The organism is Rhodococcus mengyinensis, assembly GCF_048381435.1.
Taxonomy (GTDB): domain Bacteria; phylum Actinomycetota; class Actinomycetes; order Mycobacteriales; family Mycobacteriaceae; genus Rhodococcus_F; species Rhodococcus_F opacus_D.
This window is the reverse complement of record NZ_JBLWIT010000145.1, coordinates 123,163-133,728: the sequence shown is the minus strand read 5'-3', so window position 1 is coordinate 133,728 and position 10,566 is coordinate 123,163. Positions and strand designations below refer to the sequence as shown.

8 protein-coding genes are annotated in these 10,566 nt (G+C 67.9%); 3 read left to right on the top strand and 5 right to left on the bottom strand.

What is annotated here, in order from left to right; genetic code table 11:
* Positions 1-24: 24 nt before the first annotated feature.
* Complete coding sequence (locus ACNJ7E_RS37045) at positions 25-798, bottom strand: SDR family oxidoreductase (protein WP_418342181.1); 774 nt, start codon at positions 796-798, stop codon at positions 25-27.
* A 120-nt stretch (positions 799-918) separates the two neighbouring features.
* Here ACNJ7E_RS37045 and ACNJ7E_RS37040 point away from each other — a divergent pair, with 120 nt between their 5' ends.
* Both ACNJ7E_RS37040 and ACNJ7E_RS37035 read left to right on the top strand, forming a co-directional pair.
* Positions 919-1,680, top strand: a complete 762-nt coding sequence (locus tag ACNJ7E_RS37040) for an SDR family NAD(P)-dependent oxidoreductase (RefSeq protein ID WP_280781517.1) — start codon at positions 919-921, stop codon at positions 1,678-1,680.
* Between the two features lie 106 nt (positions 1,681-1,786).
* Positions 1,787-2,839 carry a 2Fe-2S iron-sulfur cluster-binding protein gene (locus tag ACNJ7E_RS37035; protein WP_280781518.1) on the top strand — a complete coding sequence of 351 codons (1,053 nt, stop codon included), beginning with the start codon at positions 1,787-1,789 and terminating at the stop codon, positions 2,837-2,839.
* A gap of 12 nt (positions 2,840-2,851) precedes the next feature.
* Here the strand turns inward: ACNJ7E_RS37035 and ACNJ7E_RS37030 are convergent, their stop codons facing one another.
* The 4 genes from ACNJ7E_RS37030 to ACNJ7E_RS37015 form a co-directional block, all read right to left on the bottom strand.
* Positions 2,852-3,721, bottom strand: coding sequence for a class II glutamine amidotransferase (locus ACNJ7E_RS37030; protein ID WP_280781519.1), 870 nt, complete (start codon positions 3,719-3,721; stop codon positions 2,852-2,854).
* 24 nt (positions 3,722-3,745) lie between these two features.
* Positions 3,746-4,477 (bottom strand): flavodoxin family protein, encoded by a 732-nt coding sequence (locus ACNJ7E_RS37025; protein ID WP_418342180.1) that lies wholly within the window; start codon positions 4,475-4,477, stop codon positions 3,746-3,748.
* 115 nt (positions 4,478-4,592) lie between these two features.
* Positions 4,593-6,056, bottom strand: coding sequence for a catalase (locus tag ACNJ7E_RS37020; protein WP_418342179.1), 1,464 nt, complete (start codon positions 6,054-6,056; stop codon positions 4,593-4,595).
* Positions 6,057-6,256: 200 nt separating this feature from the next.
* Positions 6,257-9,754 (bottom strand): serine/threonine-protein kinase, encoded by a 3,498-nt coding sequence (locus tag ACNJ7E_RS37015; RefSeq protein WP_280781617.1) that lies wholly within the window; start codon positions 9,752-9,754, stop codon positions 6,257-6,259.
* A 103-nt stretch (positions 9,755-9,857) separates the two neighbouring features.
* Here ACNJ7E_RS37015 and ACNJ7E_RS37010 point away from each other — a divergent pair, with 103 nt between their 5' ends.
* Positions 9,858-10,565, top strand: coding sequence for a nitroreductase (locus tag ACNJ7E_RS37010; protein WP_280781522.1), 708 nt, complete (start codon positions 9,858-9,860; stop codon positions 10,563-10,565).
* The last annotated feature ends 1 nt before the right edge of the window (position 10,566 follow it).

The window sequence follows — 10,566 nt, the reverse complement described above, 5'->3', positions numbered from 1 at the left end:
CCGATGTGACATTCGGCGAGGAGGTCAGGAGTGGGTGGCGAGATACCGCGCGGGATACTCGCCGCCGCCGTGGACGGCGAGATCCGCGCCGCTCACGTACGACGCCTGCGCGCTCGCCAGGAACAGGCAGGCGTCCGCGATGTCGGACGGCACCGCCATCCGCCCCATCGGCAGGGTCCGGGTGACGGCGGCGCCGCCGTCGTCACCGTAGACGGACGCCGCGCTCTCGGTGCGAATGAGACCCGTGGTGATGTGGTTGATGCGGACCTTCGGAGCCCACTCGAGCGCAAGCGCTTTCGTCAGAACCAGCAGGCCGGCCTTCGCGGCGCTGTACGCGGCGGTGCCGGGTTGCGGATCGTGGGCGGAGACGCTGCCGATGTTGACGATGGCACCGCCGTCGGACTGCTGCTGCATCACCGCATTGGCGGCCTGGGCGACGGTGAAGGGCGCCAGCAGATTCAGCGCGACGATCTTCTCGACGAAGCGCGGCGAGACGGTGGCCGCGTCGGCATCGGGCGAACCACCCGCATTGTTGACGAGGACGTCGAGGCGGCCGTACCGCGCGACGGCCTCGTCGATCAGGGCGGCGGCGTCGGCGTGGTCGCGGACGTCGGTCGCGCGGAACGCGGCGGTCCGATCACCGTGCGCGGGCAGGGTGTCCGGTGCGCTCCGGCCGCACACGAGCACGTTTGCACCCGCGGCGAGAAACGATTTGGCGACGACGAAACCGATGCCCTTGGTTCCGCCGGTCACGACGACGGTGCGGCCACTGAAATCGAGAGGAGGGGGGATTGTCACGGGAAACCTTCGGAGTGAGGGAGCGCGAGGAGAACTGGCGCTCGAACGAGATCGGGTGAATCGGCACGAAGCCGAGAACAAGCGAATGCTTGGTTGGATAGTAGGGGAACGGGAGTGGACATGGGCAAACTCGACGGCAAGGTCGCGCTGATCACGGGTGCGGGTCAGGGGATCGGGCAGGGAATCGCCCTGGCCCTCGCCCGGGAGGGCGCGGCGATCGCCGTCGCCGGCCGGACCGAATCGAAACTGCACGGCACGTGCGAGCGACTCGCCGAACTCGGCGCCCGCGGCGAACCGGTGGTGTGCGACGTCAGCAGGCGCGCGGACATCGCGTCCGCCGTCGAGCGGACCGTGGACGTGTTCGGCGGCGTCGACATCCTGGTCAACAACGCCAACGACTGCACACCGGGACCGATCCTGTCGGTGATCGACGAGGAGTACGAGCGGTCGTTCGCGACGGGACCACTCGCGACGCTGCGCATGATGCAGTCGTGCCATCCGCACATGAAGTCGCGCGGTGGCGGCGTGATCGTCAACCTCGTCACGTCGGCGGCCGTGCGCTGGGACGCGAGCAACTACGGTGCCTACGGCTCGATCAAGGAGGGGATGCGTTCGCTGACCAGGTCGGCGGCGTGCGAGTGGGGCCGGGACGGCATCCGGGTGCTGTCCGTGGCCCCGCACGCCAAGAGTCCGGGCCTCGCGCGGTGGATGGAGCGGAACCCGGACGAGGCGGCGGAGTTCGTGGCGGGCATCCCGCTCGGACGCGTCGGCGACGCCGAAACCGACATCGGGCGCGCCGTCGTGTTCCTGGTGAGCGACGACGCCGGGTACCTCACCGGGGCCACCATCCCCCTGGACGGCGGGCAGTCCCGTTGGGGGTGACGGCGATGATCCGGGTCCCGCACAGCGGGAAGAGCTGCGGCCGCCGCCGTCGATGTGCACTAGTTTCGGCAGGATCGAATTACCGTAGCGAGAGGGCACCGTCGCGATGACGACCGTTGAAACACCACGCAGTTCGCGATCAGTAGTGGTCACCGTGGCCGCTGTCGTGGAGGAGACGTCGGACGCCCGGTCTCTGGTGTTCGACGTCCCCGACGAGCGTAGGCACGAATTCGCCTACAAGCCCGGACAGTTCCTGACGCTGCGTATCCCGAGCGACCGGACGGGATCCGTCGCCCGGTGCTACTCGCTGGCCAGTTCGCCGTTCACCGACGACCTGCCGAAGGTGACGATCAAACGCACCGCAGGCGGCTACGGTTCGCACTGGTTGTGCGACAACGTCGGCGTCGGCGACCGCATCGAGGTCCTGCCTCCCGCGGGCGTGTTCACTCCGGCCAGCCTGGACGAAGACCTGATCCTGTTCGCCGCGGGCAGCGGAATCACCCCGGTGATGTCGATCCTCAAGTCGGCGCTCAGCGAAGGCAACGGGAAAGTCGTTCTGGTGTACGCGAACCGGGACGAGAAGTCGGTCATTTTCGCCGACGAGTTGCGGGAGCTCGCGGCCCGCCACGAACACCGGCTGACCGTAGTCCACTGGCTCGAGAGCGTGCAGGGCCTGCCGACACCGCGCCAGCTGGCGAATCTGTCGGACCGGTTCCGGGATCACCGCGCCTACCTGTGCGGACCGCGTCCCTTCATGGACGCGATCCACGAGTCGCTCGCACTCGCCGGCGTCCCGCGCGACCGGGTGCACGCCGAGGTGTTCACCTCCCTGTCCGGGGATCCGTTTGCAGAGGTTGTGGTCGAGGAACTGCCGGACACGGAAGCGGGAACGTCGACGGTCGAGGTGCAACTCGACGGCGAAGCGCACAGCCTGAGCTGGCCGCGCCAGGCGACACTGGTCGACGTCATGCTGTCGAAGGGCCTCGACGTCCCCTTCTCGTGCCGCGAGGGCGAATGCGGTTCCTGCGCATGCACGGTGGTCCAGGGAGAGGTGGACATGGACAACGCGTCGATCCTCGATCCCGAGGACATCGCGAGCGGCTACATCCTCGCGTGCCAGGCCCGCCCCGTCAGCGAGCACGTTCGGATCGAGTTCTGATCGACGCCGGTATTACTTCTCGGTCTGCGCGGCCGCGGCGCGGGCATTGAGGTCGGCGAGGCGGATCGGGTAACGGGGTGGGCGATCGACGATCACCTCCCGGGTGACGGTGAGGTCGCGGTCGACGTGGAGCAGTTCGCCCGACTGCAGCGGCGTCCAGCCGGGATCCTCGTCCATCTGCTCGCTGGCGACGACCACCGCCGGATGCTCGGCGAGATGCTCGGACCTGGCACGGATCCGGCCGGGAGTGCTCGCGTGCTGGAGGTGGCGACCACCGCTCGGACCGCCCGCGCGCCGCTCGAGGAAAAGCAGGTCGTGGGTGTCCGGGTACCGTAGCGCCCACAGTTCGCCGGGTGTGGTCAGCAGGATGTTGAGCGCGTAGATCGGCACGTTGTCGGCCAGCCATCGGGCGGCCGAGGTGATGCCGGCGGTGACGTCGCCGCCGTTCCTGCCGATGTGACTGGTCACGAGGGCGAAGACGCGTTCGGAGTCGGTGTCGCCGTGAACGAGCGCGAGGTCGGGGCCCAGTTCCGCCTCGAGTTTCGGCAGGTCCTCGACCACGCCGTTGTGGGCGAACACGCGACCGTCCTGGGCGAACGGATGGGTGTTCTGGGGAAGCAGGTCACCCGTGGTCGCGAAACGGATGTGCGCGACGAACGTGGCCGAATACCGATGCTTCGCCTCCTGCGCGAACTCCGTGTCCTCGTATGCGGCGAGCGGTTGCTTCTCCACCATCGGAGTTCCGTCCTCCGCGAACGTGCCGAGTCCGGTGCCGTCCGGCTCGCGGTGACTCTGCTGCGCCAGGCTGTCCGGGGCGTCCAGCAGCCAGAACGATGCGCGGACGCGATGAGGGGCGGCGGACAACCCGAACAATCGGCACATGATTTCCCTCTCGGATGGGGCGGATCAGCGGTAGTCCGGGTTGGCGAAGTCGGGTCGGCAACCCGCGTCCCACTCCGAACGTTGATTTCCGTACGCGGGGAACCCGCCGGCCTTCTTCAACATCGCGGCGACGTGCATCAGGTTGTACGTCATGAACGTGGTGTTGCGGTTGGTGAAATCGTTCTCCGGGCCGCCCGACCCTTCGTCGAGATACGAGGGGCCCGGGCCGGCCTCACCGATCCATCCGGCGTCTGCCTGCGGTGGGATCATGTATCCGAGATGCTGGAGGCTGTAGAGGACGTTCATCGCGCAATGCTTGACACCGTCCTCGTTGCCGGTGATCAGGCAACCCCCGGCGCGCCCGTAGTAGGCGTACTGGCCGTGGTCGTTGAGAATCGACGAGCAACCGTACAGTCGCTCGATCACCTGCTTCGTGACGGAACCGTTGTCGCCGAGCCAGATCGGACCGGCCAGGACCAGGATGTCGGCGTCCAGCACCCGCTGAAACAGTGGGGGCCATTCGTCGCTCGGCCATCCGTGCTCGGTCATGTCCGGGTACACGCCGGTCGCGATGTCGTGGTCCACCGCCCGGATCTGGTCGACCGAGACCCCCTCCTGCTCCATCAGGCCGACACTGCGGTCGATCAGCCCCTGGGTGTTGCTCACTTCGGGAGACCGCTTCAGGGTGCAGTTGACGAACAGGGCACGCAGACCGCTGAAACGGGGGGTCCCGTCCTGCGGCGACGGATCGGTCATCAGTCCTCCCACGGAAAGAGTCCGGAAGTCCACGATATGCCGCGGCAGACCCTGTTCGTGGCAGAAGAGTCCGCCCGGTCCGGGGCGATCCCGGACCGGGCGGACCCGGGTGTTCTCAGCCCAGCGCGGAGATCGCCTTCGCGACGCCCTCGCCGTAGGCCGGGTCGCACTGGGTGCAGTTGTCGATGTGCCGCTGCACGACCTGCTGCGACGCGCCGTTGATGGCCCGCGCGGTGTTCTCGAACAACACCTGCTTCTGCTCGTCGCTCATGTTGTTGAACAACACGCGCGGCTGCGAGAAGTAATCGTCGTCGTCCTCGCGGAAGTTGAACCGGTCGGCGAACGCGCCCACGCCCTGCGCGGGATCGCGGTACCGGCTCTGCTCCTGCCACTTGCCGTAGCTGTTCGGCTCGTAGTGCAGGGTGCCACCGTTGTTGCCGTCGACCCGCATGGCACCGTCGCGGTGGAAGTTGCTCACCGGGCAACGGGCCGCGTTGACCGGGATCTGGAAGTTGTTCACACCGAGGCGGTAGCGCTGCGCGTCACCGTAGGAGAACAACCGGCCCTGGAGCATCTTGTCCGGGGAGAAGCTGATGCCGGGCACGACGTGCGCCGGGTTGAACGCTGCCTGTTCGACCTCGGCGAAGTAGTTGTCGGGGTTGCGGTTGAGTTCCCATTCGCCGACCTCGATGAGCGGGTAGTCGGCCTTCGGCCACACCTTCGTCAGGTCGAACGGGTGGTAGGGGACCGTGTCGGCGTCGGCCTCGGGCATGATCTGCACGCACAGCTTCCACTTCGGGAAATTGCCGGCCTCGATGGCGTCGAAGAGGTCCCGCTGGTGGCTCTCGCGGTCGGCGCCGACCAGGGCCTCGGCCTCGGCGTCGGTGAGGTTCTCGACACCCTGCTGCACGCGGTGGTGGAACTTCACCCAGAAGCGTTCGCCCTCGGCGTTGATGAAACTGAAGGTGTGCGAACCGAATCCGTGCATGTGCCGGTACGACGAGGGGATGCCGCGGTCACTCATCACGATGGTGACCTGGTGCAGCGACTCGGGCAGCGACGTCCAGAAGTCCCAATTGTTGTCGGGGCTCCGCAGATTCGTGCGGGGGTCACGCTTGACGGCGTGGTTGAGGTCGGGGAACTTCAGCGGGTCGCGGAAGAAGAAGACCGGGGTGTTGTTGCCGACGAGGTCCCAGTTGCCTTCTTCGGTATAGAACTTGACCGCGAAGCCGCGGATGTCGCGCTCGGCGTCGGCGGCGCCGCGCTCACCGGCGACGGTGGAGAAGCGGGCGAACAGCTCGGTCTTCTTGCCGACCTCGGAGAAGATCTTCCCGCTGGTGTACCGGGTGATGTCGTTCGTGACGGTGAACGTTCCGTACGCCCCGGAACCCTTGGCGTGCATGCGACGTTCCGGAATGACCTCGCGGTCGAAATGTGCGAGCTTCTCGAGGAACCAGACGTCCTGCAGCAACTGCGGCCCGCGTGGCCCGGCGGTCACGACGTTCTGGTTGTCGGGCACGGGTGCGCCTACGGCCGTGGTGAGCTTGTCGCTGGTGTTCGCAGTGGTCTCTCGGCTCACAGTGGATCCCTTCGTTGCTGGCTGTCGCTCTGGGTTTTCTGGAACTGACTGTCGGGCAAGAGGCTTCGCCGATGAACAGTCGACGTCGCGGATCGAACCACACTCACGGGACGCGACGTGGTGGTGGCCGTCTCCCGTCCTCGTGTGTGTTCACGGTCACACTGCACCATCGTTTCTTGAATTAGTCAAGAAAGCGCACGCTAACTCTCGACCGCTGTGGCCGTCTCCAGCGCCGCAACCAGGAACTCTTCCGGAACATCCGGCCAGTCGGACTGCCAGCGGCCGGCCCGCCTGTCCTCGAGGAGGGCCGTCAGCGCGGGCACCATGCGCGGCCCGCCGTCGATCAGATAGCGCACGAAGCCGATTCGTGCACACGTCGCGGCGATGGACGCGAGCACCGGCTTCGCTTCGTCGACCCGGCCCGCCGCGACCAGGCAGGCGACGAGCAGGCGACTGGCCTGCATGGCCGCCCGCGGCCGGCTCTCCTGTTCGACCCGGCGCACCCATTCCTCGGCGCGGCGACACGCGATGTCGGGCTCGACGGCCGACTGCTTCCGGATCTCGGTGGCGTCGTCGAGCTGCGCGACGATCTCGGCGAAACCGAAATCGGGTACCCGGGTCGCCTTCCCGTCACCGGCCGCCGGCTGGGGTGACGCGGGCAGACCGAGCCGGACCCGCTCGTTCTCGACCCGGGCCCGCAGCCGGGGAAGTCCCAGCGACGCCGCCGCGGACGCACCCTCGTCGAGGTGGCGGGCAGCGGACACGACGTCGCCACGCCCCGCCTTCAGTCGCGCGCCCGTGACGAAGCGGGCGATCATGAAATCGACTATGCCGCCCTCGGGCCCGAGCTCGTAGCTCTCGTCGAGGAGTCGTTCGGCCTCGTCGAGATGGCCCAGTTCGTACATCAGCTCGCCGAGGAGCGCGCCTGCAAGTCGTGCGGCATGCGAGTGGGTGCCTGCCGACTTCGTCGCGGTCTGCACGGCCAGCCGGAAGTTGTCCTCGGCCGCGGCGATGTCGAGCTGTTCCATCGCGGCGATGCCGGCGAAGCTGTACCCGTACATCGTGCTGAACGGTCCGACGGTCCGCTGGTGGTACCCGGTCGCCCACTCCTGCAGGCGGCGCGCCTCCACGAAATCGAATTGGGCGATCGCGACGGCGGATGCGAGATTCGACCCCGCCGAAACCACCCACGCGCGTAGGGTTTCCGGGCGGGCCAGGCATTCGGCGATGAGGTCGGGGACTCCGGCGATGCGATCGGACGACACCGCGATCACGGCGCGGACGATGTCGGCCTCGACTCGGATGTCCGCCTGCTCGGTGTCACTCAGTGTCGAGGACTCGAGGGCCGACGCGACCAGCGACAGCGACCGCAGCGTCGGCGCCACCCGTTGCAGGAGGATGTTCGCCCACGCGACCGCGATCTGGATGCGGGGACTGGACTCGACCAGCGGCCGCGGCAACTTGTCGACGAGGCCGAGCAGCGCAACCATCCGCGAGTGCTCCACCAGGTACATGCCCTGCTCCTCGACCACCGCGACGGCCACGTCGCGATCGCCCGCCGCCAACGCGTGATCCACTGCGTCGCTGACGTAGTGGTGGTCGGCGAACCAGTGCGCGGCCGCGCGGTGCAGGTCCGCGATGCGCGACGGATGATCGCGTTCGAGGCGCCGGCGGAGATACTCGGCGAACAGATGGTGGTACTCGAACCACTCCCGGTCCTCGTCGAGGCTGCGCAGGAACAGGTCGCGCGATTCGACCTGCTCGAGCAGGGCCTGACCGCGGGTCACGTTCGCCAGCACGCAGGCGAGGTCGCCGCACACCCGCTCGGTGACGGACGTGGCCAGCATGAAGTCGAGCAGCGCAGGCTCGAGCGTGCTGAGCACGTTCTCCGCCAGGTACTCTCCGATCGCGTGGTGCCGGCCCGACATGTGCCGGATGAGGTCGCCGGGATCGGTGCGATCACGCAGCGACAGCGACGCCAGTTGCAGCGCCGCCACCCACCCGTCCGTGGTCTCCTCCAGTGCCTCCACGTCGGAGTCCTCCAGGTGCAGTCCACCGAGGTCGACCAGGAACCGCTGTGACTCGGTGATGTCGAAGCGCAAAGCCACGGAATCGATTTCGACGAGCTCGTCACGCACCCGCATCTTGGCCAGCGGAAGCCCTGCCTGGCTTCGGCTGCTCACCACCATCTGCAGGTGGTGGCAGCCGTTCTCCAGGATGAAGTCCATCGCGGCGATCGTGTCCGGCGACGTGACGCGATGCCAGTCGTCGATCATCACCACCACGTGACGCCTGCTGTCGTGGACCTGATTCACCAGCGAGGTCAGCACATACCGTTCCGCTTCGGCGCCGTTCTCGTCGAGCGCCTGCCCCAGCTCGTCCGCCAGGGTCGGCTCGGCCCGGCGGATCGCCTCGACGAGATGGGACAGGAACCACACGACGTTGTTGTCGTCGTTGTCCACCGTCAGCCAGGCGACGGCGGCGCCGTCCTCGATCAGCACGTCGCGCCACTGGGCCGCCACCGTGCTCTTCCCGAAGCCGGCGGGCGCGTGGATGAGCGTCAACCGCCTCCTCTGACCCATTCGGAGCAGATCCAGGAGGCGGGTGCGCTCCACCAGGGACCGCATCGGGGTCGGCGGCCGGAAGCGGGCCGCGGCGCTCGGCGGGGTGGCACCCGACCGCCGGCGGTAGCTGCGACTGTGCCCGGACGTCGAGGACTGCGTGGTCGGCGTCGACGTGTGATCGGTGCGCGGAAACTCGTCGGCCGCGGCGGGGAGCGCCATCTCGTCGACATCGAGCCCGTGCCTGCGCTCGATGTCGCGGAGTTCCTGGCCGAACTCCGCGGCCGAAGCCGGGCGGTCGGTCGGTTCCTCGGCCATGGCGCGCTCGACGGCCGAGCACACGTCGTCGGGAATGTCCTCGCCCCGCAGGTCCGGAACCGGTTGCGTGGCGATGCGGAGGAACTGCGCGACGAGCCGCTCCCCGCTCCGCCGCTCGAACGCGGCATGCCCGGTGAGCAGGCAGAACAGGGCGGCGCCCAGGCTGTACACATCGGAGGCCGCGGACGGTGCGTCACCCCGGAGGACCTCCGGCGCCGTGAACGCGGGCGAACCGGTGATCATGCTCGACGTGGTCTCGAATCCACCCGTGACCCGCGCGATGCCGAAGTCCGTGAGCTGCGGTTCGCCGTATCCGGTGAGCAGGATGTTGGCGGGTTTCACGTCGCGGTGCAGGGTGCCGAGCCGGTGCGCCGTCTCCAGAGCGCCCGCCAGCTTCACGCCGACGCGCAGCGTTTCACTCCACGGCAGCGGCCCTTCGCGGCGAATCCAGGCGTCCAGCGAATTGCGCGAGTGGTACGGCATCACGATGTACGGCCTGCCGCTGCGCGTCACCCCGGACTGCAGGATGTCGACCACGTGGGGATGCCCCGACAATTTTCCCATCGCACGCTGTTCCCGCAGGAAGCGTTCGCGGTCCTCGCCGTCCAGATCGGAGGACAGCACCTTGATCGCGACCGTGCGATCGAGCGCGGTCTGGAGGCAGCGGTAGACGACCCCGAACCCTCCCCGGCCGATCTCGCGGGCGTCGTCGAATCCTTCCGACGACAGCTCCGCGACGATGTCGGTCACGACGATCCGCTTGGTAGCCTGCGGATCCGAGTCGGTCGGCCCGGAACTGCTTTCCGGGTGTCGTGGCACACTCAATGAAATCACCTTCTCGGTGCACTGACGCCAGCATATCGCGGTCGCACGACACAGAGAGCGGTGTTCGAGAACGAGTAGACCCGAGGAGAATTCGACGGTGACGGATACCGGCATTGCGGCAGCGGACACGAGCCTGGCCGAGCGGACCCTGGCCCAGCTCCTCGACGCGCGGATCAGTTGCAGGGCTTACCTACCGACGCAGGTGCCGCGCGAGGTGATCGAGCGGATCCTCGAGCTCGCGCAGCAGACGCCGTCGTGGTGCAACACGCAGCCGTGGCAGGTCGCGATCACCGAGGGGGAGGGGACCGAGCGGTTCCGTTCCGGGCTGGCGGAGTACGTCCGCACCCACCCGCAGGAGTCCGACTTCGAGTGGCCCCGCGAATACGTCGGCGAGCACAAGCAACGCCGCCGGGAGTGCGCCATGCAGCTGTACTCCAGCGTCGGCATCGCGCCCGGCGACCGGGCCGCGTCGGCCGAGCAGACGATGAAGAACTTCGACCTGTTCGGCGCGCCGCACGTCGCGATCGTTACCACCCACGAGGCACTCGGCACGTACGGCGCCGTGGACTGCGGCCTGTACGTCGAGACGTTCCTCCTCGCCGCGCAGAGCCTCGGGGTCGCGACCATTCCGCAGGCCGCCGTCGCGGGAAGTTCGCGGTTCATCCACGACTTCTTCTCGCTCGACGAGGACCGCAGGGTCGTCTGCGCGATCTCGTTCGGCTACCCCGACACCGAGAACCCCGTCAACGGATTCCGCACCCACCGGGAACCCGTCGCCAACGTCGCGCAGTGGGTGTCGCAGTAAC